This window comes from Pseudomonas sp. Pseusp18 (genome assembly GCF_059506005.1).
The window spans coordinates 1,683,971-1,708,879 of the sequence record NZ_CP169240.1 but is presented as its reverse complement, the minus strand read 5'-3'; the positions used below and the strand labels follow the sequence as shown (position 1 = coordinate 1,708,879).

Genomic DNA, 24,909 nt, shown 5'->3' with positions numbered 1-24,909 from the left:
GTGTGTTGGTTGGTCGCCATATTAATCGGTTTATCTCATGTTAAAAGCGCAAAAAACGCACCATAACAATCAGATTAGTCGATCATTTACGTAAGGCAACTTTCTGCCCCTGAGGCTCCAACGATTCCCGCTCCCGATCGAACGCCAGGTAATACTTGTTCACGCTATTAACATAGCTGACAGCCCCCATTCCCACCTGCTCCATGGCGATGCGCTCAACCTGGAAAAACCACTGATTAGGATTCAGGCCGCGCCGCCGAGCCTCGGCCCGCATGCCCTGGACCCGCTCCGGCCCCATGTTGTAGGCCGCCAGCACGAACGCCATGCGCTCGCGCTCGTTGAGTTTGGGGCTGGCAAAGAATTTGCGGCGGATCATCGCCAGGTACTTGGCGCCGGCCTGCACATTGGCATCGAGATTCTGAATGTCACTGACGCCAACCCGTTGGGCGGCCGATGGTGTTATTTGCATCAGGCCGGTGGGGCCGCCTCCACTTCTGGCAGTGGGTTGCAGCGCCGATTCCTTGAACGCCAGCGCTGCCAGGTTCAGCCAGTCCATGTCCTGGGCTTGCGCGTGTTTTTGCAGCACCGGTCGAAGTTTTTCCAGACGCTGACGATCGGCTTTGGCCAAGGGATAGTGCACTTGATACAGGCGCCGGTAGATCCGCAGGAACGCCGCATCCTGGTCCGACGGTTGCTTGTAGGTGGTCAGGAAACGGTCGATGCTCGCCCGCAGCATCGAGGCGTCGCGACGCACGAACCAGTATTCCTCGCCCGGCTCATTGATGAGCACCTGCCGATCGAAGCGCAACTTGGGCAGGATCTTGCCCCAACGCTCGGCGATCGGTTGCTCGACGATGGTCAAATGGAAGATCCCGCCCTGGACCATTTCCAGCACGTCCTCGACGGCCAGGCTTGGGTCGACCCACTCGATCTTCACCGGGGGCAGTTTGTGCAGCGCGAGCTTCTGATTGATCTGGCTGACCGCATCCCCGGCAGCACTGCCGGTGGGCAGCGCGAGGGTTTTACCCGAGAGTTGTTCAAGGTGGGTGTAACGTCGTTCGCCTTTGATCCCCACCAGCAGCAACGGCACGTTGCTGGCAATCGGTTCACTGGTGCTGACCGCGTGCCCCGATTGCGGATCAAGCAATTCCCCCGGCGCGACCAGATCACCCTCCCCGCGCTGCAACGCGCCGAGCAGTTGATCCTTTGCTTTGGGAATGATCTTGAGGGTGATTTCCTGGCCGTCACGGGCGTGGCCATTAAGGTATTGCTCGAAAGCCCGCAGGCGGTGGTATTCGACGCCAATGGCCTGGCCCTGGACTTCGCCGGAGCTGTTGCGGCTCTGGTTGACCAGCACCCGCAGCACACGGCTGCTGCGAATCTCCGTCAGGTCGCGGACCTTGGCTGCCGGTACGGCTTGCAACGGCCCGGCCAGACGTGCAACCGCCGGCATCGGCAGCAGCAACGAACAACACAGCAGTAACAAAACCGAGGGACGTGTCATCCACTCTCCGGAAAGAATACTGGCCAACCTCATGAGTGATTTCATGACATCGGGCAACAGAAACAGAGCGCTTGAAGCGCTGATAAAGTGCGAGAGAGTGGCACAGTGATGGCAAATCTACCAACCCCGACCTGCCTCGCGGCCTCAACAGACAGCTTTAACTCGTTGTAGTTCTTGGTTTTTCTTATAAATCTACAGCTCTGATATGCTTTCCGGCCTTTGGTCCGAGGTAGCACCATGCAACTCATCGATATCGGCGTCAACCTGACCAACCCCAGTTTTGCCGACAAACACCAGGCTGTACTCGACCGTGCCTACGCTGCCGGGGTCTGCCAACTGGTGCTTACCGGGACCAGCGTCGAGGGCAGCGAACAGGCGCTGGAACTGTGCCGGCAACTGGACGAAAGCGCTCAAAGACTGTTCGCTACCGCCGGCATTCACCCGCATTCAGCCAGCGACTGGAACGCCGACAGCGCCCAGCGTCTGCGCAGTTTGCTCAAGGAGCCGAACGTAGTGGCCGTGGGTGAATGCGGCCTCGATTTCAATCGTGACTTCTCACCCCGCCCGCAGCAGGAAAAGGTCCTCGAAGAACATCTGGCAATGGCGGTCGAACTGCAACTACCGGTGTTCCTGCATGAACGTGACGCCAGCCAACGATTACTGGAGATCCTGCACGATTACCGCGATCAATTGCCGGCTGCTGTGGTGCACTGCTTCACTGGGGAAAAGAAGGCGCTGTTCAGCTATCTCGATCTGGACTTGCACATCGGCATCACTGGCTGGATCTGCGACGAACGCCGGGGCACGCACCTGCATCCGTTGGTCAAGGAGATTAAACGCGGGCGCTTGATGCTGGAGAGCGACGCGCCGTATCTGCTGCCCCGCAGCTTGCGCCCCAAGCCGAAGAACGGTCGCAACGAGCCGGCGTATCTGACTGAAGTGTTGCGTGAAGTGGCGTTGCATCGCGGGGAAAGCATGGAAGACCTCGCCGCCCACAGCACCGCCAGCGCCCGCGCGTTTTTCGGGTTGCCTGAGTTCGCGTGAAGCCTGAAAAGATCGCAGCCTTCGGCAGCTCCTACAGAGGACCGCGATCGGCGTAGGAGCTGCCGCAGGCTGCGATCTTTTTCATGCAGCAAAGAATCTGTTGACCCACATCAAATTCAGTCTCCCTGAGTAGCGGCACAATAATGGCACCTTGCCAAAACTGTTTCCGCTATCAGAGAAGACCTCCATGGGTGCCTGGCTTAGCAATATTTCGCTGAAATACAAATTCTGGGCGGTCAACGCAGTCGCCTTTGTCACCACCTTGTTGCTGGTGCTGTACGCCGTGCAGCTCGAACAACAGGCCCGCAGTCACGCCGCGCAAGTATCGGCCCAGGCCCAGGCACGATTGCTCAATGCCTGGCCTGTCGGGCAGCCGCTGCCCAAGGCCGACAACCTGCTGACCTTCAATCGTGGGCAGGCGCCTTTACTGAACGGGCAACCGCTGCTGGAACTGACCGATACCCTCGGTTGGGTCCAGATCAATGCCATGCCGCTGTTCGGGGAAAATCCGTTGATGGGTGCCGAGGTGTTCGCTCGTCCCGACGGTCAACAGGTCGCGGTCGTTGCCTACAGCCCGAGCCTGAGCCAGGTGTTCGGCGAGCGCTTCACTCACTACGCGGTAGCGGTGTTCATCCTGATGCTGGCGATGCTCGGCGCGTCGCAACTGTTGATCCGCTTCCTGCTCAGCCAGCTCAACACCTTGAAAGACGTGATGCTCCACGTCGAGAAAAGCGGCGACCTGTCGGCCCGTGTGCCACTGGCCTGCAAGGACGAAGTCGGGCAGATGGCCAATGCCTTCAATGCCATGCAGGCCGGCTACCAGCGGGTGGTCAACACTGTCGCCAGCACCGCCCGGCAACTGGACGTCGGTGCCGCGCAACTGGCCGCGAGCATGAACGAGGTGCGTCACGGCATGCTCGGCCAGCAAAGCGAAACCGATCAGGCCGCTACGGCGATCAACGAAATGACCGCCACGGTCCATCACATTGCCCAACACGCCGGCGCCACCCGCGACCTCTCGCAAACCGCCGACACCCTGGCTGGCAGCGGTCAGGAAGTGGTGACTCGGGTACAGAAATCGATTGGCGGATTGTCCACTGGCGTGCAGCAAACCGCCGAGATGATTCAGCGCCTGGCCGAGGACAGCCAGAAGATCAACGGCGTGGTCAACGTGATTCACAGCATCGCTGAACAAACCAACCTGCTGGCCCTGAACGCGGCCATCGAAGCGGCCCGGGCCGGTGAGATGGGACGCGGGTTTGCGGTGGTCGCCGATGAAGTGCGCAACCTGGCCAAACGGGTCCAGACGTCCACCGACGAGATCACCACCATGGTTTCCGCGCTGCAGGCCGGGACTCGGGACGCGGTGGATTTCATGCAGGAAAGTTCATACAAGGCGGACGACTGCATGCAACAGGCCCAGGAAGCCAGTGTGGCCCTGGCTGAAATCACCGGTGCGGTGGCGCAAATGCGTGAAAGCAATACGCAGATCGCGGTGGCGGCCGAGCAGCAGAGTCATGTGGCGGAGGAGATGAATCGGGCCGTGGTGAGCATTCGCGACGTGACCGAGAACACCGTGAAGCAGACCGTGAACTCGGCGATTACCAGCAATGAATTGGCGATGTTGGCCGGGGAATTGAGCAAGGCCATCGGGCAGCTCAAGCTTTAAGGGCCCGCGAAGGCAGTCAACATGAATATCGACCATGACCCCTATCGCGCCGATAGCCAGCCTTGATTCGCCGACGTCTTTCGCCCGACCTATTCTTTGTTCATGAGCCTCAACGAACCAAGGATAAGCATCATGGGCAAACGTCATCCCAACCTTCCCGCCTGGCAATGGCGCCTGTACCCGCACAATCACCAGCACCCGACCAATCTGGTGTTGCACCTGATTGCCGTGCCGCTGTTCATCGTGGCGTTTTTGCTGATGGTCTCGGGGGTGTTCAGCCTGGATCTGGCGAGCTTCGCAATTGGCGTCATCGGCCTGATTGCCGCCCTGGGCCTGCAGCGTCACGGTCATAGCCTGGAGGCGCAAGCCTCCGAGCCGTTCAGTGATCGCAAAGACGCGGTATCACGCTTGCTGGTCGAGCAGTTCCTGACCTTCCCCCGGTTTTTCTTCAGTGGCGGCTGGTGGCGCGCCTGGCGCGAACGCCACCGTCGCCATCGCTGATCAGGCGAAAATCGTGACGGTCTGCCGACTCATGGCGATCAGCTGACCGTCTTCGCTCCAGAGATTGGCGGCGGCGTGCCCATAGCCGTCAGCGGCATGTTCGATGTCCACCAGGTACTTGCACCAGTCCAGCGTACTCAACGCCAGCAACGGCTGGACGAATTCGATGGTCCAGGTGAGCGTGCTGCCTGCCGCCGGTTTCTTCAGATGCGACAACAAGGACGGCGGCCAGGCGTCGACCAGCGCCAGGATATGGGCTTCGCTGATCGACTCGCCCTCCCCATCCCCGCGCAAGCGTACCCAACCACCCATGTCCCGCGATTTGTTACCGGTGAACGGCATGCCACCGACACTCCAGCGCATGGCCAGGTAACGCATGAATTCCGGGGTCACGCCTTTGATGTACGGCAGTTCCTGACAGTCGTCCCAATGCTTCATCTCAGGAGCCGGGTTGGCCGCGACCACCACTTCGGAAGTTCGCGAAGCGCCGAAGCTGCCCTGGACCAATGTCACCACTTGCCCCTTCTGCATCGCCCGGCCCAGCACCTGGCTGACGGCTTTGCCTTCGCGCAATACGTCGACTTCAAAACTGACCGGTACATCGGGTTCGACCGGGCCGACAAAGGTGATTGCCAGCGAGCGTACCGGACGATCCGCCGGGACTTTTGCGCGCATGGCTTCGTATTGCAAGGCAGCGATCAGACCACCAAAACTCGCCCGCCCCTGGCCCCATTCAGGTGGAATAGACACTTCCTGCGGCTGGCTGCGAACAGCGTCGAGCAGATCGGAAAAGCGCATGGGAACCTCAGGGACTGGGAAATGGATGGAGCGATCTTAACCAGCTCGCAAGGCCGACACAGCGCTTATTCCGGCCAAAGAGCCCGACAGATAAGCCGGATAGCACCACCACCCCGTAGGAGCTGCCGAAGGCTGCGATCTTTTGATCTTTAGCGTCATCAATTACGCCGAAAGTCAAAAGATCGCAGCCTTCGGCAGCTCCTACGAGGACGGTGGTGGTTTCAGGATTTGAAGCAGGCTCTGCTGAGTTTGTCGAGAACACGGTCGGCGCGCTCTTCGGCCTGGGCCATGGTGGTTTTCCAGACTTCGACACACGGCTGCAAATCGGGCTCTTCCTTGGCGCGGGCCAGCCATTGCCAGCTGTCGTGCCAATCCCCCAAGGCAGCCTGAGCCGACTTCAGCCTGGGCATGGCCGCTTCCGGCAAACGATCCAGTTCGGGATAAGCTTCGATACCATAACGCGCACGCTTGATCAGCAGGCGCAGACGATGGCGGTCATGGGCGGGATCGTGCAGGGCCTGGTCGAGTTTCTTCCATTGTTTGGCCAGGCGTTTTTCGATGCGCTGGCGCAAGCCCTTGAGCAAACCCTGGCGCTGGGAGGCCCGCAGGAAACGCGGAAAGGCGTCGAGGATCATCAGCAACTGCGTCAGCTCCGGGCTCATCGCCACGGCTGGATAAGCCTCAGCCATCCGCGCCATGCGCCGGTGCGCGGCCTCGGGTTGATTGTGCTGGAGCAAGTACGCCGCCAGCACTTCACGATCACGCAACGGTGTGGTCAGTTGGCCGACCCGGGACGACGCTGCTTCCAGTTGTTCGACCCCGGGCAAACCGCGCAAGGGACGAAGCAGGCTGCGCAATCTGCGCACGGTGGTGCGCAGATCGTGCAGCGCTTCGGGATCGGTGCGGGCACTCAAGCGAGCCTGACAGGCCAGCAAACGGACTTCCAGGCCCAGTACTTGAGCCACCAACCGATCAACCACGGCAGACATCGCGTACTCCCTGAATCGAATTACCCTGAGTACGCTCCATCATGCCTCAACGGCCGGCGCGGGACTCACGAATGTAGAAACGTGCCTTCTCGGCCTTTCTGGTACAACCCTCGTACGCTTCGAATTGTTGCTGGGTCTTGGCACCGGTCAGCAACGACAGCGCCTTGGAGTAGCTGACAGTCCCGGCTAAACCCTCGGCCTTGGCCAGATCCAGTTCGTGCCAGGCGGCGTCGAGCTGGCTACCGCAGCTGTCACGGTAAGCGGTTTTACCGGCACAACCGGCAAGCGCCAACGCAATCAAAGGTACACAAATCCAGGCTTTCATTACTCACACCTCAAAGATAATAGACAGTCGTGCAGGTAAGACCGCTCTGGCGCGCGAAAAGTGCCTTGGACCCGCAGTGGAAACTATAGCGCTCGCGAGGATACCTACTCGCCTTCGTTGAGTGTCAAAAAACGACGCCCGCTCCCGTCGAACGACCATAGCGATTGAAGCGTGCCCCTCGATAGGTGCATTGTTGAACCTTGTCAGAGAGGTCGATTCATGAAAAAGCGTGTCGCACTGGTGTTGGGCTCGGGCGGTGCCCGGGGCTACGCCCATATCGGCGTCATTGAAGAGATCGAACGGCGTGGCTACGACATCGCCTGCATCGCCGGTTGCTCCATGGGCGCGGTGGTCGGCGGGATCTATGCCGCCGGCAAACTCGATGATTATCGCGACTGGATCGAGAGCCTGGATTACCTCGACGTGTTGCGCCTGGTGGATGTCAGCTTCCGCCTGGGCGCGATTCGTGGGGAGAAGGTCTTCGGGCAGATCCGCAAGATCGTCGGCGAGATCAATATCGAAGACCTGCGCATCCCCTACACAGCCGTGGCCACGGACCTCACAAACCAGCAGGAAATCTGGTTCCAGGAAGGCTGTCTGCACCAGGCCATGCGTGCGTCGGCGGCGATCCCCAGCCTGTTCACCCCCGTAATGCAGGGCAACCGCATGCTGGTGGACGGCGGCATCCTCAACCCGTTGCCGATCGTGCCGGTGGTGTCAAGCCATTGCGACCTGATCATCGCGGTCAACCTCAACTCCACCAACCAGCGTCACTATCAACTGCCGGTGATCCAGCGCCCGGCGGCATTCAAGACCCGCTTCGACAGCCTGATCAGCTCGCTGGGCTCGAAATTGCCTTTCCGCCGTAAACAGGCGGAGCAATTGCTGCTTCTCGAAAAGGAAGCGCTGATGGCAGAGGCGGCCGAAATCAACCCGTGGATCGAATCCGCCCAGCCCGAAGCCCAGCAACCGGCGGCGGCCCCGGAAAGCGACGGCGCACCGAAATCCGCCACCGGGTCGTTCATCATCGACAACGTCGGGCCGGCGTCTTTGCTGGACCTGATCAACCAGAGTTTCGAGGTGATGCAGACCTCATTGGCGCAGTACAAGATTGCCGGGTATCCACCGGATATCCTGATCAACGTACCCAAGCGGGTGTGCCGTTTTTTCGAGTTCTACAAGGCGCCGGAGTTGATCGCACTGGGGCGCGAGATTGCCCGCGATACGATGGATCGGTATGAGAACGATCGGAATGAGGATTGGCGGTAGAGCGTACCGATCAAAAGATCAAAAGATCAAAAGATCGCAGCCTGCGGCAGCTCCTACAGAATTTGTGTCCGTCTGACATTTCACGGGTGTATGCGATTCCAATGTAGGAGCTGCCGAAGGCTGCGATCTTTTCAGCAGGCACCACCTAACTCAACGATTCAATCAACCGATACCCCACCCCCGCCTCGGTGACAATGAACCGCGGCTGAGTCGGATCATCCGCCAGTTTCTGCCGCAGGTGCCCGACCACGATCCGCAGATAGTGGCTGTCCTCGGTGTGGGTCGGGCCCCAGATGTCCTTGAGCAATTGCTGCTGGGTGATGACCCGCCCCGGATGCCGCGCCAGTTGCGCCAGCACCGCATACTCCTTGCGAGTCAGCGCCACTTCGGCGCCGTCCAACAGCACCCGGCGATAAGCCAGGTCGACAGTGAGCGGACCGAAATTGAGCGCCGCTTCCTGGGCCTCACCCGTTGGCGCCTGACGCAACAAGGCGCGCACCCTGGCGAGAAACTCCTGGATGCCGAACGGCTTGGTCACGTAGTCATTGGCGCCGCCATCCAGCGCCTGGACTTTCTGCCCTTCGCTGGCGCGCACCGAGAGCACCAGTACCGGCACCGTCGACCACTCGCGAAACTCGCGCAGCACCTGCTGGCCGTCCATGTCCGGCAGGCCGAGGTCGAGCACCAACAGGTCGGGTTTGTTCAATGCGGCCTGGGCCAGGCCTTCCGTGCCGGTGCCGGCCTCCAGCACTTTGTAGCCTTGGGAGGCGAGGCTGATGCGCAGGAACTTACGGATCTGCGGTTCGTCGTCAATGACCAAAATGGTCGCGGTCTGGCTCATGAATTCACATCAACACAAAGAGGTGGCAAGAGAGTAGCGCAGGCGAGATCAGGCTTCACTGTCCAATCCCGGCTGAGTCTGCAACGGCAAGTGCAGCGTGATGCAGGTGCCGCGCCCTTCGATGCCGTCGGCGACGCTGATCCGCCCGCCATGGGCACCGACCATACCCTGACAGATCGCCAGCCCCAACCCCGTACCCTGCCCACCGCGATCACCACGAGCGGCGGTGTAGAACATGTCGAAAATTTTCGCCCGATCCTCCTCCGGAATCCCCGGTCCCTCATCACTCACCGAAAAAAACAGCTCGATGTCAGTGGCGCCCGCGCGCAATTCAAGACGTCCGTGGGGCGGTGAGAAACGCGCGGCGTTTTCCAGCACATTGACCAGTGCTTGCTCGATCAACGCGGCATGCACATAGAGCAGCGGCAGTTCGGTCGGCACTTCGGTCACGACGTGCAACGACGCCAGCACCGCGCGCAGACGATTAAGTGCACTGCCGACGATGTCTGCCGGCGATACCCAGTCCCGCGCCAGCTTCAGGGCGCCGTGACCGAGGCGGGTCATGTCCAGCAGGTTCTGGATGTAGCGATCCAGCCGTTCGGCTTCATCGCGGGTGCCTTCGAGCAGTTCGCGACGGTCCGCAAGCGGAATCGCCTCGCCCAGCGCCAACAGGCTGTCGATGCTGCCGCGCATGGAGGTCAACGGCGTGCGCAAATCGTGGGACACCGACGCCAGCAGCGCGCTGCGCAACTGTTCGGTTTCGCCATGCAAGCGCGCGGCCTCAAGATCATCGGCCAGTTGCGCCCGGGCCAACGCCTGGGCCAACGGTTGGCTCAGCGCGGTCAGCAAGCGCCGACGCTGGCCGCTCAGGGTCTGGCCTTCTTTGGCACACACGCCGAGCAGTGCCAGCGGCCCGTCGTCCACCGACAACGGCCACCACCACCAGCGCCCGAACGGCAAGGTACCGGTGCCCGCGCCTGCCGGTTGATCGTGTTGCCAGGCCCAATCGGCGGCGGCGCGCTCGGCTTCAGAAAACTCCAGCGGCCCGCCGGTTTCGACTTTCCAGCCGCTCTGGCCATCGCGATTGAGCAGGCACAGTTTCAGGTCGTTCCAGCCGTTGAGATGCTGGGCGGCAGCGCTGACCACGGCCTGACGGTCGGTGGCGGCGGTGAGTTTGCGCGACAGGTCGAGCAACTCAGTGGTCTCTTCCTGAGTGTCGCGCAAGGCTTGCAATTGTCGTCGCTGCAGCGCTGCAAGGTTACCGGTCAGGGCCGCCATCAGCAGGAAGAACAGCAAGGTCAGCACGTCTTCTTCGCGCTGGATGGCAAATGAGAAATTCGGCGGAATGAACAGAAAGTCATAGGTAAGAAACGACAGCGCCGCACAAGCCAGCGCCGGGCCAAGACTGCTGCGCACCGCCACCAGCAACACCGCCGCAAGGAACACCAGCGAAATGTTGGGCAGCGGCAAGACACTCGACACCGCCCAGGCCAGGGCACTGGCGAGCACCGTCGCCACCAGCGCCAAGGCGTAGTCGAACCAGACCAGCGACTGCGCCGAACGCTGACGTGGCTGATGCTGTTCGTGATCGCTGTCGAGCACGTTGATTTCCAGCCCGCGAGCATCGCGCAGCAAACGCGACGCCAGACCGCCACCGAACAACCGTCGACGCAAACGCTGGCGTGACTGGCCCACCAGCACCAGGCTGGCACGACGTTCAGCGGCGTGCTGAATCAAGGTTTTCGCCACCTCACCGGCGCGCAGCAACACCACTTCACCGCCGAGGCGTTCGGCCAGTTGCTGGGCACTTTGCAGGCGCAGGCGCGACTGCTCGTCACGCACCCGGCCGTTGTCCACATGTACCAGGCTCCACGGCAGATGCCGCCGCTGGGCGACGCGACTGGCGTGACGCACCAGACGCTCGGCCTGCGCATCGCCATCGACGCCCACCAACAAACGACCACGCACCGCCGGCGCTGCTTGCCCCAACTGGCGATACCCCTGCGCCAGATCGTTATCGACTTGAGCGGCGGCGGTTTGCATCGCCAGTTCGCGCAGGGCGGTGAGGTTGGTCTGGGTGAAGAACGCATCGATGGCCGCCCGCGCCTGCTCCGGCACGTAGACTTTGCCGTCGCGCAGACGCTCCAGCAACTCACGCGGCGGCAGGTCGATCAGTAGCAGTTCGTAGGCTTCTTGCAACACCCAGTCCGGCAGGGTTTCACGCACCTGTACGCCGGTGATGCCGCGCACCTGATCGTTGAGGCTTTCCAGATGTTGGACGTTGACCGTGGTGAACACGTCGATGCCGGCGGCCAGCAATTCCTGGATGTCTTGCCAGCGTTTAGTGTGACGGCTGCCGGGGGCATTGCTGTGAGCCAGTTCGTCGACCAGCACCAGTTTCGGCTTGGCGGCGAGTAAGCCATCGAGGTCCATTTCTTCGAGCATTACGCCACGGTATTCCGAGCGCACCAATGGCTGCTGCGGTAAACCGGCGAGGAGTGCTTCGGTTTCGGCGCGGCCGTGGGTTTCGACCACCCCGGCCAGGACTTTCACGCCCTGGCGCAGTTGAGTGTGGGCGGCCTGGAGCATGGCGTAGGTCTTGCCGACCCCCGGAGCGGCGCCAAGGAACACCTTGAGCCGGCCGCGGCCATCGCGGGGCAGGTCTGCTAACAGCGCATCGGCGCGGCCGGAGTCACTCATCTGTCATTGCCTTGTTCGACTTGGGATTGGGGTGTTGCCATAAAAGATCGCAGCCTTCGGCAGCTCCTACAGAGGTCGCGGTGTCGACACGGTCAATGTAGGAGCTGGCGAAGCCTGCGATCTTTTGATCTACAGCTTCTGCAGTGCCAGGTTCAACTCAAGCACATTCACCACCGGCGGCCCCACCAGCGGCTGTTCGATGTGCGCATCCAGCAGTTGCTCAAGCGTAGACACCGGCAGGTTGCGCGCTGCCGCGACACGCGCCAGTTGATAGGCAATCGACGCTGGTGGCAAGTGCGGATCGAGGCCGCTGCCGGAGGTGGTCAGCATGGCCAACGGCACCGGTCCCTGCCCGGCCACCTGCAGCTTATTGGCCTCCTCGATCACCCGAGTGGCCAGCGCCGGATTACTCGGCGAAAGGTTGCTGGCGCTGCTCGACACAGTGGCAAAGGCACCGGCCGATGGCCGTGGGTGGAACCAGGCGTCGCCGACGAAATCCTGGGCAATCAGCGACGAGCCACGGACCTTGCCGTCGGCGTCGCGCACCAGGCTGCCATTGGCCTGGTCCGGGAAGGCAACCTGGGCAACGCCAGTCACCACCAAGGGATAAGCGACGCCGGTGATCAGGGTCATCAGCACCAGCAGGCTCAGGGCCGGACGTATCAGTGTGGACATTTCAAAATCCTCGATTCGATAAAAAACTCAGGTCTGGATGCAACTGCTCAGGCAATAGTGCTTCTTGTGGTGAGGGGGCTTGCCCCCGTTGGGTTGCGCAGCAGCCCCAATACGGCAACCGCGAGCTGTCTGGCCCAACGAGTTGGCTGGTTTCAGGACTGCTACGCAGTCCAACGGGGGCAAGCCCCCTCACCACAAAAGCCCCCTCACCACAAAAGCCCCCTCGCCACAAAAGCCCCTGCCTCAAACAACAACCGCTAAACCAGATGCAACGCCGTCAACAGCATGTCGATCGCCTTGATGCCCACGAACGGCACCAGAATCCCGCCCAGTCCATAGATCAGCAGATTGCGTCGCAACAACGCCGCCGCACTCGCCGCCTGCACCCGCACACCGCGCAGCGCCAGTGGAATCAGCACCACAATGATCAGGGCGTTGAACACGATCGCCGAGAGAATCGCGCTCTGCGGACTGCTCAGGTGCATGACGTTGAGCACACCCAATTGCGGGTAGATCGAGGCGAACAGCGCCGGCAGGATCGCGAAGTACTTGGCCACGTCGTTGGCGATGGAAAAGGTGGTCAGTGCACCACGGGTCACCAGCAATTCCTTGCCGATCTGCACCACGTCCAACAGCTTGGTCGGGTCGCTGTCGAGGTCGACCATGTTCGCCGCCTCGCGCGCGGCTTGCGTGCCGTCGTTCATCGCCATGCCCACGTCCGCCTGGGCCAGGGCCGGGGCGTCGTTGGCGCCGTCGCCGCACATGGCGACCAGCCGACCGTCGTTCTGCTCATGGCGAATGCGCGCCAGTTTCTTCTCCGGCGTGGCTTCGGCCAACACATCATCCACGCCCGCTTCGGCAGCAATCGCAGCAGCGGTCAACGGGTTGTCGCCGGTGACCATGACGGTGCGAATCCCCAGTTTGCGCAGCTCGGCGAAACGCTCGCGAATGCCGGGCTTGACCACGTCCTTGAGGTGGATGACACCGAGCAATTTGCCGTCGGCGCACACCAACAGAGGCGTACCACCGCTCTGGGCGATCTTGTCGATTTCCCGGGACAGGGCGGGAGCCAGATCAGCGCGTTTCAGACCAACGAAATTCAGCAGCGAATCCACCGCGCCCTTGCGATAGACCCGGCCCTGATAGTCGACACCGGACAGGCGGGTTTCAGCGCTGAACGGCACGGCGGTCAGTACTTCGGGGGACGGTTCGGGGTGCGAGTGAAGACCGCGCAGGTACTCGACGATGGATTTGCCTTCAGCGGTGTCATCGGCCAGAGAGGCGAACAACGCGCCTTCGGCCAGTTCCTTGGCGCTGACGCCTGGTGCGGCATAAACCGCGCTGCAGCGACGGTTGCCGAAGGTGATGGTGCCGGTCTTGTCCAGCAGCAGGACGTGCACGTCCCCCGCCGCTTCCACGGCACGACCGGATTTGGCGATCACGTTCAGGCGCACCAGACGGTCCATCCCGGCGATACCGATGGCCGACAGCAAGCCACCAATGGTGGTCGGAATCAGCGTGACCAACAGCGCCACGAGGAACACCAGCGGCAGGTTACCGTTGGCGAAGTGGGCGAACGGTTGCAGGGTCACCACCACCAGCAGGAAGATCAGGGTCAGGCCGATCAGCAGGATATCCAGCGCCACTTCGTTCGGGGTTTTCTGGCGTTTGGCGCCTTCGACCAGCGCAATCATGCGATCCAGAGTCGACTCGCCGGGGTTGGCGGTGATGCGCACCAGCAGCCAGTCCGACACCAGTCGAGTGTTGCCGGTGACGGCCGAACGGTCGCCGCCGGACTCGCGAATCACGGGCGCCGATTCACCGGTAATCGCCGCTTCGTTGACCGCCGCGATACCTTCGATCACCTCGCCGTCGCCGGGAATCATCTCCCCCGCTTCGACGCGCACCACGTCGCCCTTGCGCAGGCTACTGGCGGGCACTACCTGAAAGCTGCCATTGGCACTTTTGCGCCGGGCGCTCAAGCCAACACTGCCGGCCTTGAGACTGTCGGCGCGGGCCTTGCCGCGACCTTCGGCCAACGCTTCGGCGAAGTTGGCGAACAGTACGGTGAACCACAGCCACAACGCGATTTGCGCGGCAACGAAGGTTGGCACGGCGCTGTCGGGAATGAAGCACAGCACGGTGGTGAGGATGGCGGTCAGTTCCACCACCAGCATCACCGGCGCACGCTGCAATTGCCGTGGGTCGAGCTTGACGAACGATTGCACCAGCGCCGGGCGCCAGAGGGCCGAGATCGCGGTTTTCGGTTGTTCCGGCGCTTTGGCGGCGACGGTTTTGGTAACGGGCATATTCATCATTAGATCCTCAGAAGCCCATGCTCAGGTGTTCAGCGATAGGACCCAGCGCCAATGTCGGCAGGAAGGTCAAACCACCCACCAGCAAAATGGTCACGGTCAGCAAGGTCACGAACAGCGGGCCATGGGTGGGGAAGCTGTTCTGGCCAATCGGCGCGGTTTTCTTCATCGCCAGGCTGCCGGCCAGGGCCAGCACCGGAAGGATGTAACCGAAGCGCCCGATCAACATGCCCAGCCCCAGCATCAGGTTGTGGAACGCGGTGTTGGCACCAAAGCCGCCGAAGGCAGAACCGTTGTTGGCACTGGCCGAGGTGTAGGCGTAGAGCAACTGGCTGAAGCCGTGAGCGCCGGGGTTACTCACCGCCGCGACCGGGCCAGGCAGGCTGGCGGCAATCGCGCCGAGCACCAGCACGCCCACCGGCATCACCAGCAAGGTCACCACCAACAGCTGAACTTCCCGGGCTTGCAGTTTCTTGCCGAGGTATTCCGGCGTGCGGCCGATCATCAGCCCGGCGAGGAACACCGCAATCAACACGTTGAGCAACATGCCGTAGAGCCCGGCACCGACACCGCCGAAGATCACCTCGCCGACCATCATGTTGACCATCGCGACCATGCCGCTCAGCGGGTTGAGGCTGTCGTGCATGCCGTTGACCGAACCGTTCGACGCTGCGGTGGTGGTCACCGACCACAGCACGGTGGCGGTGGTGCCGAAGCGTGCTTCCTTGCCTTCCAGCGGCGCGGTCTGTTCGACGGCGACGTTGGCCAGGGTTGGATTGGGTTGGTATTCAGCCCACAGCGACGTCGCGCCGCCGATCAAAAACAGCGCCAGCATGCAGGCGATGATCGCGCGGCTCTGACGCAGGTCTTTCACGTAATGGCCGAAGGTGAACACCAACGCTACCGGGATCAGAATGATCGAGGCGACTTCGAACAGGTTGCTCCAGGCCGTCGGGTTCTCGAACGGATGCGCCGAGTTGACGCCGAAGAAGCCACCGCCGTTAGTGCCCAGTTGCTTGATCGCAATCTGGCTGGCGGCCGGGCCGAGCGGGATCACCTGATCGACGCCCTGCATCGTCACGGCATTCACATATTGCGCGAAGGTTTGCGGCACGCCCTGCCACACCAGGTACAGCGCCAGCAGCAAGCACAGAGGCAGCAGGCCGTAGAGGGTGGCGCGGGTCATGTCGACCCAGAAGTTGCCGAGGGTTTTGGTCGACTTGCGACCAATGCCGCGACACAGTGCAACCAGAACCGCCAGACCGGTGGCGGCGCTGACGAAGTTCTGCACGGTGAGGCCAACCATCTGGCTCAAGTAGCTCAGGGATGCTTCGCCACTGTAGGACTGCCAGTTGGTATTGGTCATGAAGCTGACAGCGGTATTGAACGCTTGCGTCCACTCCTGGCCTGGCAGGTTTTGCGGGTTCAGCGGCAAGTGATCCTGGAACAACAGGATCGCGAACAACAGCAAAAAGCCCGCGAGGTTGAAGGCGAGCAAGGCCAGGGTGTATTTCTGCCAGCTCTGTTCGGCCTGCGGATCGACGCCGGCCACCCGATAGCAGCCACGCTCCACCGGGCCGAGAATCGGCGAAAGCCAGGTACGCTGCCCTTCCATCACCTTGTAGTAGAAGCGCCCCAGAAACGGTGCCGGAATCAGCACCACGGCGAAGAAGGCGAGGATCAGCCAATAGTCATAACTGTGCATAGCCGCTCCTAGTTCCGGTCCGCGCGCAACAGCGCAACCAACAGATAAATGAACAGCCCCACTGCCAATAGCAGTGACACTCCGTCCAGAACGCTCATGGAAGTTCTCCGTGTTACGGCGTATTGCCGCGTGTGGAGTGATTGTCGGCAGGGAGGCTGTAAAGGAGCGAGATCGAGGGGTGCGGCGGGGCATAAAGAATGCGTAAAAAGTGGGGTTATGGCGTTGTTACGGTGGTGCCCGCGAAGGCGGCGGAACAGCCGACAACGCCCCCAACTGGCGCACAAATAGCGCCCATCCAGCGGCGAACATCCCCGATACGACACCTTTTGGCGCTTTACGACTGCCATCACAACACTGGCACGCCCGCTGCACACGCCCTCCCCCGAGCTTTCCAAACCGTTCAGGGGGCAACACATGAACACACAACTCAAACCCACGCTGGGCACGCTGCACCTGTGGGGAATCGCGGTCGGGCTGGTGATTTCCGGTGAGTACTTCGGCTGGAGTTACGGCTGGGGCGTGGCCGGTACGCTGGGCTTTCTGGTGACCTCATTCATGGTCGCCACGATGTACACCTGCTTCATCTTCAGTTTCACCGAGCTGACCACCGCGATTCCCCATGCCGGCGGTCCCTTTGCCTACAGCCGCCGTGCCTTTGGAGAGAAAGGCGGATTGATTGCCGGACTGGCAACCCTGATCGAATTCGTCTTCGCGCCACCGGCGATTGCCCTGGCGATCGGCGCCTATCTGAACGTGCAGTTTCCCGCGCTCGACCCGAAACACGCAGCAGTCGGGGCGTACATCGTGTTCATGGGCCTGAACATTCTCGGCGTGAAACTGGCCGCCACCTTCGAACTGGTGGTCTGCGTATTGGCGGTCGCCGAACTGCTGGTGTTCATGGGCGTGGTCGCCCCGGCGTTCAGTTTCAGCAACTTCGCCCTCAACGGCTGGGCCGGCTCTGATGTGTTCGGTGCACCGGCGATTGCCGGGATGTTCGCGGCGATCCCGTTTGCCATCTGGTTCTTCCTGGCCATCGAAGGCGCGGCCATGGCCGCCGAAGAAGCCAAAGACCCGAAGCGCACGATTCCCAAGGCCTACATCAGCGGCATCCTGACCCTGGTGCTGCTGGCGATGGGTGTGATGTTCTTTGCCGGGGGTGTCGGCGACTGGCGCACCCTGTCGAACATCAACGATCCGCTGCCGCAAGCGATGAAAGCCGTGGTCGGCGAAAGCTCCGGCTGGTTGCACATGCTGGTGTGGATTGGCCTGTTCGGCCTGGTGGCGAGTTTCCACGGGATCATCCTCGGCTACTCGCGGCAGTTCTTCGCCCTCGCCCGAGCCGGTTACTTGCCGGCATCGCTGGCCAAACTGTCGCGCTTCCAGACCCCGCACCGGGCAATCATCGCTGGTGGCGTGATCGGCATCGCGGCGATCTACAGCGACGGTTTGATCAACCTCGGCGGCATGACGCTGACGGCGGCGATGATCACCATGGCGGTATTCGGCGCGATCGTGATGTACATCATGAGCATGCTCAGCCTGTTCAAACTGCGCAAAACCGAACCGAACCTGGAACGCACTTTCCGCGCGCCTTGCTACCCGTTGCTGCCATTCATTGCGCTGGTGTTGGCGGTGGTTTGCCTGGTGGCGATGGCCTGGTTCAACACCTTGATCGGGTTGATCTTCCTCGGCTTCATGGCAGTGGGTTTCGTGTACTTCATGCTGACCGCGCAACTGCGTGCCGATGCGCCGGCGGATGCGATGTTGACCGGGCTCTAAACAGCCGCAGTGCTGCTGTCGGATCAGGCATAGAATGGAACCACTGCGAAATTCCATCGCTCAAAAGTGGTATGCAAGATCGGTTGGCGAAACCCTTGTCCACCGGTCTGCCCTTAAGGAGAACGCCTATGCCCTGGTATGCCTGGTTGATTCTGATCGTTGCCATCGGCTCGATCGTTGGCGGTTTGATGATGCTGCGCGACACCGCCAACAAGGTCGAATTGACTGAAGAGCAACGTAAGCGCGTCGCCGAACGCAATGCTGAAGCGGATGCCAAGGATGCGCAGGACCGCTAGATCAAAGATCAAAAGATCGCAGCCTTCGGCAGCTCCTACGCGGGATATGCGTTCCCCCTGTAGGAGCTGCCGAAGGCTGCGATCTTTTTGCTTTTGCCCTTACTTTTCCCAAGCCGCCTTGGCAATGTGTAAGCCATGCAACCCTTTGTAAGCCGCACGCTCCGGCGAGCTCCAGCCCTCAAGCAACGAATCCTCCAACCGATAAATCTCCACTCCCAGCGGGCGACAGACGCTCAACGGATCCTGCGCATCCGGCCCCCACATGGCCAGCGACAGATCGCCACCCGGGCAGGTCGATAGCGCACACAAAAGATCAATCTCGGCAAAGAACTCCAGATAGTCGCCCTTCTGCGCCGGGCAGGCTTTCATGAAATACAGGTCGTCGTGGTTCAGGCCGGTGCACTGGAAAATGTTCAACACGTCATGCACATCGAACTCGGTCAGGCCATGGGGCAATACGGCGCGAGTCAGGTTGGAGTGGCAGTGATGATGGAAGTCTTCGCCGGTAAGCATTTTGTTCACATAAGGATCGCAGCGCGTTCCCAGCAGATCGTGCAGACGCCCGCCGTGTTCGTCGATGCCATAACCGGCCAGGCTGTCGTCGGTAATGGTCACCAGCGGCCGTAAAAATGGCAGGTTCGACCAGAGCCGGTCATGGGTGCTGACATGGGCGCCTTGCAACTGCCGGGTTCGCGCCGCCCACAAGCGCTCGCGTGGATCGTGGGCATTCCAGACGTTGAAATCCCCGACTTGCGGGCCGACAGGGGTCGTGACCCTGAACACATGCCCGGCCGGCACATTCCAGGCGCGACCGGTGCGGATCGGCACTTCGAACTGCTCGATCAGCGTGCGCCCCTCTTTCTGGTCGCGGATCCGTTCATAGAAGGCTGTGTCCACCTGCAAGGCCGAGCCTTTGCTGACTTGATAGGCCGCCGGATAGTCTTTGTACATGGCACAAAATCCTCGATCAGTGATGGGAAGAAGGGGCAAGCATCTGCAACAGGAGGTGTTCGGAATCGTCGAGATAACGGCTCATGGCGTCGCCGGCCGCGCGTTTGTCGCCGTCGGCCAGCAACTCATGTATCTGCCGGTCACGCGCCAGCCAGGGCGCCTGAAAACGTGATTCATCGGGGGCGGTGCAAAACACCAGGCGCAGTTGCGCGACGACGTTGGTGAAGAACTCATCGAACAACGGACTGCGCAGCAATCCGACGATGTGTTGATGAAAGGCCAGGCTGTGGGTGCCGACGGCGCGCCAGTCCTCACGCTCCCGGGCCAGTTCGGTGGCCTCCAGGGCTTCGAGCATCCGGTCGGATTGATACTCACGCAATGGCTGGCTGGCGCTGATGGCTTGCAGTTCCAGGGTACGCCGAACCTTGAACAGATCGCGCACATCGTCGACACCCAGCCTGCGCACCATCACGCCCTTGTTGCGGACATAGCGGGTCAGCCCTTCTTGCCCCAGACGGTGCAACGCCTCGCGAATGGTGTTGCGCGAGGCGTTGTAAGCCGACACCAGATCGTTTTCCACCAGCGCCATGCCGGGCAGCAAACGACCGCCGATGATGTCAGCGCGCAATTCCAATGTGATGTGATCGGCCAGGGACAGTCCGCTGCTCATACTCAACGCCTCGTGATTGTTCAACAATCGTCAGCGAATGAGTAATCACTATTCGTGCCATCACCTGCCTGTCGTGAACTAATCCTCCCAGTATTTGAACAACACGCTGGCGTTCACCCCGCCAAATCCAAAGCCGTTGGACATCGCGTAGTCGATGGTCCATGGCCGTGCCTGGCCATGGACGATGTCCACGCCTTCGGTAGCCGGATCCGGGTTATCGAAGTTGAGCGTGGCCGGCACCACCTGATCGCGCAGTGCCAACAGGGTAAAGATCGCCTCGACTCCGCCTGCGGCGCCGAGCAGATGCCCGGTGGCGGACTTGGTCGACGTCACCGCGATCTTGTTGTCCGAGCCGAACAACGACTTGATGGCCGCCAACTCTCCCAAATCGCCAACCGGTGTCGAGGTGGCGTGCGCGTTCAGATGCTGCACCTGTGCCGGCGAAATGCCTGCCTGAGCCAACGCCAGCGACATTGCCCGACGCGCACCGCTGCCATCCTCCGGCCCCGCAGTCAGATGATAGGCATCGGCGCTGGTGCCGTAACCAACCAGCTCGGCCAATGGTTGAGCGCCGCGTGCCAGGGCATGTTCCAGGGATTCGATCACCAGCAGGCCCGAACCCTCGCCCATCACGAAGCCATCGCGACCACTGTCGAACGGCCGCGAGGCGCGCTCCGGGGTGTCGTTATAACCGCTGGACAAGGCCCGCGCCGCGGCGAACCCGGCGAGGCTGACGCGATCGATCGCCGCCTCCGCGCCGCCACACACCGCAATGTCCGCCTCACCGCAGCGAATCAGCCGCGCCGCGTCACCAATCGCCTGAACCCCGGCCGCGCACGCTGTTACCGGAGCCCCCAAAGGCCCCTTGAAACCGTGCTGGATCGACACATGGCCCGCGGCGAGGTTGACCAGAAACGAAGGAATGGTGAACGGCGACAACCGTCGCGGACCACGGCTGTCGGTGGTGCGCACCGCATCGGCAATCGCGCCGAAACCACCCACGCCCGAGCCGATAATAGTAGCCGTGCGCTCCTGGGCATTGGCGTCGAGCGCTTGCCAACCGGCCTGCTCCACTGCCTGACGCGCCGCCTCCATGGCGAACACAATGAAGCGGTCCATCTTCTTCTGCTCTTTGGGCGGCGTCGCCCGCTCCGGGTCAAAACCCGCCTCGGGATCTTCCGCCAAGGTCGGCACCGCGCCACCGACCGTGGTCGACAGACCGGCAACCACCTCATCCGGCAACGTCCGCAACCCGGAGCGCCCGGCCAACAAACGCGCCCAAACCGCTTCGACACCGCTACCCAACGGAGACACCAGGCCCATGCCCGTGACTACCACCCGACGATTACTCATAGCGCAAATACCTCAGTCGATTCATGGCGCCTCACTTGTAACGCGCGGCGGCAATGCTTCTGGACAGATTCGGCGCCATCGCATGACGCGCCGCCACAAAGGATTCCCACTCCGAGAGATTCGGCAAGGAAGGAATGGTGATGAGCTCACCCTGATCCAGACCCGACAACGCCGCGTCGACCATCTCTCCCGCGTCCATGATCATGTCCTCCGGAATCTGGGACGCATCAATACCTGAGCGCTCCAAAATCTCGGTGCGTGTCACTCCCGGCAATACCGCTTGCACCTGAACCCCGGTGCCTTGCAGCTCAGTACTCAACGACTGAGTCAGGCTCAATACATAAGCCTTGCTCGCGCTGTACGTCGCGTTGAACCGCTCAGGAAACAACGCCACCACCGACGCAATATTGATAATCGTCCCACGACCGGCCTTGATAAAACCGGCTGCCGCCGCCGAAGCCAACCGCGTCACCGTGGTGACGTTCAACTGAATCAAGCGCTCCATCTGATCCATGTCGGCGTTGGCCAACAAACCATCCGCCGCGATACCGGCGTTGTTCAACAATAGGCTGATGCTTGAATCGCTGCGCAGACGCTGCTCAATCTTCAAAACATCATCCTTTTGCGTCAGATCCGCCTTGAGCACCTCAACCTGAACACCATGCTCCGCGCGCAATTTGCTCGCGGCAGCCTCGAGTCGTTCCTGATCACGGGCGACCAGCAATAAATCAAAACCACGCGCCGCCAGCCGTTGCGCGTAAACCGCACCGATGCCGGAAGAAGCGCCGGTGACAAGGGCCGTACCTTGGGTCTGGACAGAATTCATGACAGTGCTCCTGGGTGGATGCTTAAGGGAAGACGAACGTTTCAGCGAACGACGGATTTATTATAGGCATAATTTTATCGCCATATGATAGCCGTAATTTTTTGCATCCCGATAAAAGGTGCCAGATAGCCCTCTGCAGCAATAAGCAAAAAAGGCCGGTCAATGACCGGCCTCCTGGTGTGGATTTACAAGCTTAGTTCACTTCCAGCTTCTCGCGATTCCTGTCCAGAATGGCTTTGCCGATACCCTTCACTTCCAGCAGTTCGTCTACCGACGAAAATGGCCCATTACTCTCACGATAAGCAACAATCGCCTTGGCCTTCGCCTCACCGATCCCGGACAACTCCCGTTGCAGGGTTGGCGCATCGGCCCCATTCAGATCGACCTTAGCGGTTTGAGGCTTGGCGGCAGCGTCCAGCATCAACGGTGCCTTGGCAGCCTCTGGCGCAGCCATCGGCGCAGCGATGGCCGCAATAGAGGCGCTGGTGAGCAGGGCAAAAACCAGAGAGTAGAAATAGCCAGTACGCATAAATGAAGCTCCATGACATCGATTGGAAGAAGCAGCTTTTCCGAAGCTGCCTCCCAAACTTAGGCGATGTGATGGAGCTGTCAAAAGTGTGTCCGTTACAGGATGTGAAACAATCAGGGCTCGAGGCGGCGTTGCTGGTGAATCCAGTCGACGATCTCGCCGTCGGGCGTGTAGCCGCTGACCGTTTCGCGTAGAAGTTGACGGACGCGGGAGTAATCATCCTGTTCGACGGCAAGCAGCAACTCGCTCAAACGCCCCTTGAGCACGTCCCAGGGCAAATGGTCTTCGTTGGCGGTCATGATCATCGGATGTGGCGTCGCGGCAACGTTATCGCCGATCAGCAACTCTTCGTAGAGCTTCTCCCCCGGACGCAGGCCCGTAAACTCGATCGAGATATCGCCCTGGGGATTTCGCTCGGAACGGATGCTCAAGCCGGACAAGTGAATCATCTTCTCCGCCAACTCGACGATTTTTACCGGTTCGCCCATGTCCAGCACGAACACATCGCCGCCCTGCCCCATGGAGCCGGCCTGAATCACCAATTGCGCGGCTTCGGGGATCGTCATGAAGTAGCGGGTGATTTTCGGGTGCGTGACGGTCAGCGGGCCGCCGGATTTGATCTGGCTGTGGAACAGCGGGATCACCGAACCGGAAGAGCCCAATACATTACCGAAGCGCACCATGGTGAAACGGGTCTTGTTAACGCGCGATACATTGGCTTTATCGCCGAACAGCACAGGGGCAATTTCACGGCTCAGGGCTTGAAGCGTCAACTCAGCCAAACGCTTGGTGCTGCCCATGATGTTGGTCGGACGTACGGCCTTGTCAGTGGAGATCAGCACGAAGTTGGCGACCCCCGACTGCAACGCAGCCTGAGCCGTATTCAGGGTTCCGATTACGTTATTCAGCACGCCCTCGGCAATGTTGTGCTCGACCATTGGCACATGCTTGTAGGCAGCGGCGTGATAGACGGTGTCCACCCCCCAGGTCTTCATCACATCGAGCAGTTTGTGCGGGTGACGGATGGAACCAAGGATCGGTAGCAATTTGACCGAGACCGACTCACGGCAGGCGCGCTGCTCCAATTCCGACAGGATGCTGTAAAGATTGAATTCACTGTGTTCAAAAAGCAGAAGCGTGGTCGGGCCGAGCGAGAAAATCTGTCGGCACAGCTCCGATCCGATCGAGCCACCGGCGCCCGTGACCATCACGGTCTTGCCTTTGATACAGCGCTCCAGCAAATCGGCCTGGGCTGGCACGGCATCACGGCCCAGCAAGTCAGCGATATCCACTTCCTGAATGTCTTCAACCTTGACCCGACCGCTGGCCAGATCGGTGAAGTTCGGGACGCTTCGCACATGGAGGGGGTAGGCTTCCAGCAGATTGAGAATTTCCCTGCGTCGTGCGCGGGTGGATGACGGTAGGGCCAGGAGAATTTCCTGCGCTCCTGTTTCATCGATCATCTGTTGAATGTGTTTGGGTTTGTAGACCTGGAGGCCGGCGATCGATCGATCCGCAATACTTGGGTCATCATCGATGAACGCCACGGGACGCATGACCCGGCCCATGCGAAGTGCGGCAACAAGCTGATTGCCGGCTACGCCGGCGCCGTAGATCGCGACTTTGGTGAGACCGTTATCGCGATTGGTAAACGGCACATGGTGAGCGCCAGCGAACCAGTCGCCCATGAAATATTGGCGCATACACAGGCGCAGGCCGCCTATGATCACGAGGCTGAGCCACCAGTAGTTGAAGACGATTGAGCGCGGTACTACTGTTTCGTGATTGCTGTACCAATACACAGCGACAGCGAGAATAAGCGATGAAAGGCTGACCGCCTTGATAATGGCGATAAGCGCGTCATTACCGAAATAACGCATGACGGCACGGTACATGCCGAAACGTATGAACAAGGGAATAGCGATGACGGGCGCGCAGACAAAAAGCCAAAAGTGGACCCGCAAGGGGTTGTACATATCGTCAAGGCCCAGACGCACGATAAATGCCAACCACAAGGCAATCCAGACCAGCAGGATGTCCGTAGCGACCTGTATCAACCTTTTTCGACGCCGGGGCAGCCCAACCAGGTACGCTCTGATTTTATCCATCAACCCTTCAAACACCTTAGTTTCCTCCTCTCAGCAGCCCCTTCACCGTGGTGAAACCTCAA

General features: G+C 60.8%; 22 protein-coding genes. 6 read left to right on the top strand and 16 right to left on the bottom strand.

Annotation, left to right across the window (positions count from 1 at the left end; all coding sequences use genetic code 11):
• Positions 1–82 precede the first annotated feature (82 nt).
• The gene (locus tag ACEN9A_RS07560) at positions 83–1,504 is read right to left on the bottom strand and encodes an MltF family protein (protein ID WP_258672880.1); all 1,422 of its coding nucleotides are present in this window, start codon (positions 1,502–1,504) and stop codon (positions 83–85) included.
• Positions 1,505–1,741: 237 nt separating this feature from the next.
• Here ACEN9A_RS07560 and ACEN9A_RS07555 point away from each other — a divergent pair, with 237 nt between their 5' ends.
• The 3 genes from ACEN9A_RS07555 to ACEN9A_RS07545 all read left to right on the top strand — a co-directional run bounded on the left by ACEN9A_RS07555 (position 1,742) and on the right by ACEN9A_RS07545 (position 4,718).
• On the top strand, positions 1,742–2,548 hold the full coding sequence (locus tag ACEN9A_RS07555; protein ID WP_258672879.1) for a TatD family hydrolase: 807 nt from the start codon (positions 1,742–1,744) through the stop codon (positions 2,546–2,548).
• A 187-nt stretch (positions 2,549–2,735) separates the two neighbouring features.
• Positions 2,736–4,217 carry a methyl-accepting chemotaxis protein gene (locus tag ACEN9A_RS07550; RefSeq protein ID WP_019650535.1) on the top strand — a complete coding sequence of 494 codons (1,482 nt, stop codon included), beginning with the start codon at positions 2,736–2,738 and terminating at the stop codon, positions 4,215–4,217.
• A 132-nt stretch (positions 4,218–4,349) separates the two neighbouring features.
• Positions 4,350–4,718: an Mpo1-like protein gene (locus ACEN9A_RS07545; protein ID WP_019582554.1), complete on the top strand. Its 369-nt coding sequence runs from the start codon at positions 4,350–4,352 to the stop codon at positions 4,716–4,718.
• On the opposite strand, the gene ACEN9A_RS07540 is transcribed toward ACEN9A_RS07545, so the two are convergent.
• The 3 genes from ACEN9A_RS07540 to ACEN9A_RS07530 all read right to left on the bottom strand — a co-directional run bounded on the left by ACEN9A_RS07540 (position 4,719) and on the right by ACEN9A_RS07530 (position 6,830).
• Positions 4,719–5,516 carry an acyl-CoA thioesterase gene (locus ACEN9A_RS07540; protein WP_258672877.1) on the bottom strand — a complete coding sequence of 266 codons (798 nt, stop codon included), beginning with the start codon at positions 5,514–5,516 and terminating at the stop codon, positions 4,719–4,721. It lies immediately after the preceding gene.
• Positions 5,517–5,737: 221 nt separating this feature from the next.
• Positions 5,738–6,505, bottom strand: coding sequence for a CHAD domain-containing protein (locus ACEN9A_RS07535; RefSeq protein WP_064616708.1), 768 nt, complete (start codon positions 6,503–6,505; stop codon positions 5,738–5,740).
• Between the two features lie 46 nt (positions 6,506–6,551).
• Positions 6,552–6,830, bottom strand: coding sequence for a hypothetical protein (locus ACEN9A_RS07530; protein WP_018929811.1), 279 nt, complete (start codon positions 6,828–6,830; stop codon positions 6,552–6,554).
• Positions 6,831–7,049: 219 nt separating this feature from the next.
• Here ACEN9A_RS07530 and ACEN9A_RS07525 point away from each other — a divergent pair, with 219 nt between their 5' ends.
• Complete coding sequence (locus ACEN9A_RS07525) at positions 7,050–8,099, top strand: patatin-like phospholipase family protein (protein ID WP_019650533.1); 1,050 nt, start codon at positions 7,050–7,052, stop codon at positions 8,097–8,099.
• Positions 8,100–8,244: 145 nt separating this feature from the next.
• Here ACEN9A_RS07525 and ACEN9A_RS07520 read toward each other — a convergent pair whose 3' ends face one another.
• The 6 genes from ACEN9A_RS07520 to kdpF all read right to left on the bottom strand — a co-directional run bounded on the left by ACEN9A_RS07520 (position 8,245) and on the right by kdpF (position 16,433).
• Positions 8,245–8,940, bottom strand: a complete 696-nt coding sequence (locus tag ACEN9A_RS07520) for a response regulator (RefSeq protein WP_019650532.1) — start codon at positions 8,938–8,940, stop codon at positions 8,245–8,247.
• Between the two features lie 48 nt (positions 8,941–8,988).
• The gene (locus ACEN9A_RS07515) at positions 8,989–11,640 is read right to left on the bottom strand and encodes a DUF4118 domain-containing protein (protein ID WP_258672876.1); all 2,652 of its coding nucleotides are present in this window, start codon (positions 11,638–11,640) and stop codon (positions 8,989–8,991) included.
• Positions 11,641–11,769: 129 nt separating this feature from the next.
• Positions 11,770–12,315 (bottom strand): potassium-transporting ATPase subunit KdpC, encoded by a 546-nt coding sequence (gene kdpC, locus ACEN9A_RS07510; RefSeq protein WP_258672875.1) that lies wholly within the window; start codon positions 12,313–12,315, stop codon positions 11,770–11,772.
• Positions 12,316–12,572: 257 nt separating this feature from the next.
• Positions 12,573–14,630: a potassium-transporting ATPase subunit KdpB gene (gene kdpB, locus ACEN9A_RS07505; protein WP_258672874.1), complete on the bottom strand. Its 2,058-nt coding sequence runs from the start codon at positions 14,628–14,630 to the stop codon at positions 12,573–12,575.
• A gap of 10 nt (positions 14,631–14,640) precedes the next feature.
• Positions 14,641–16,335: a potassium-transporting ATPase subunit KdpA gene (gene kdpA, locus ACEN9A_RS07500; protein ID WP_258672873.1), complete on the bottom strand. Its 1,695-nt coding sequence runs from the start codon at positions 16,333–16,335 to the stop codon at positions 14,641–14,643.
• An 8-nt stretch (positions 16,336–16,343) separates the two neighbouring features.
• Complete coding sequence (gene kdpF / locus ACEN9A_RS07495) at positions 16,344–16,433, bottom strand: K(+)-transporting ATPase subunit F (RefSeq protein WP_007899818.1); 90 nt, start codon at positions 16,431–16,433, stop codon at positions 16,344–16,346.
• A gap of 316 nt (positions 16,434–16,749) precedes the next feature.
• On the opposite strand from kdpF, the gene eat reads away from it, so the two are divergent.
• Positions 16,750–18,114, top strand: coding sequence for an ethanolamine permease (gene eat / locus ACEN9A_RS07490; protein ID WP_258672872.1), 1,365 nt, complete (start codon positions 16,750–16,752; stop codon positions 18,112–18,114).
• Between the two features lie 128 nt (positions 18,115–18,242).
• Positions 18,243–18,410, top strand: a complete 168-nt coding sequence (locus ACEN9A_RS07485; protein WP_008006000.1) for a DUF2897 family protein — start codon at positions 18,243–18,245, stop codon at positions 18,408–18,410.
• A gap of 99 nt (positions 18,411–18,509) precedes the next feature.
• Here the strand turns inward: ACEN9A_RS07485 and ACEN9A_RS07480 are convergent, their stop codons facing one another.
• The 6 genes from ACEN9A_RS07480 to ACEN9A_RS07455 form a co-directional block, all read right to left on the bottom strand.
• Entirely contained in the window at positions 18,510–19,361 is an 852-nt protein-coding gene (locus ACEN9A_RS07480) for an urea carboxylase-associated family protein (protein ID WP_258672871.1), read from the bottom strand.
• 16 nt (positions 19,362–19,377) lie between these two features.
• Complete coding sequence (locus ACEN9A_RS07475) at positions 19,378–20,031, bottom strand: GntR family transcriptional regulator (RefSeq protein ID WP_258672870.1); 654 nt, start codon at positions 20,029–20,031, stop codon at positions 19,378–19,380.
• Positions 20,032–20,109: 78 nt separating this feature from the next.
• On the bottom strand, positions 20,110–21,384 hold the full coding sequence (fabF, locus tag ACEN9A_RS07470; RefSeq protein WP_258672869.1) for a beta-ketoacyl-ACP synthase II: 1,275 nt from the start codon (positions 21,382–21,384) through the stop codon (positions 20,110–20,112).
• Positions 21,385–21,415: 31 nt separating this feature from the next.
• Positions 21,416–22,210 carry an SDR family NAD(P)-dependent oxidoreductase gene (locus ACEN9A_RS07465; protein ID WP_258672868.1) on the bottom strand — a complete coding sequence of 265 codons (795 nt, stop codon included), beginning with the start codon at positions 22,208–22,210 and terminating at the stop codon, positions 21,416–21,418.
• Between the two features lie 193 nt (positions 22,211–22,403).
• Positions 22,404–22,739, bottom strand: coding sequence for a ComEA family DNA-binding protein (locus tag ACEN9A_RS07460; protein WP_019650523.1), 336 nt, complete (start codon positions 22,737–22,739; stop codon positions 22,404–22,406).
• 113 nt (positions 22,740–22,852) lie between these two features.
• Positions 22,853–24,847 (bottom strand): polysaccharide biosynthesis protein, encoded by a 1,995-nt coding sequence (locus ACEN9A_RS07455; RefSeq protein ID WP_033047119.1) that lies wholly within the window; start codon positions 24,845–24,847, stop codon positions 22,853–22,855.
• Positions 24,848–24,909: the final 62 nt, after the last annotated feature.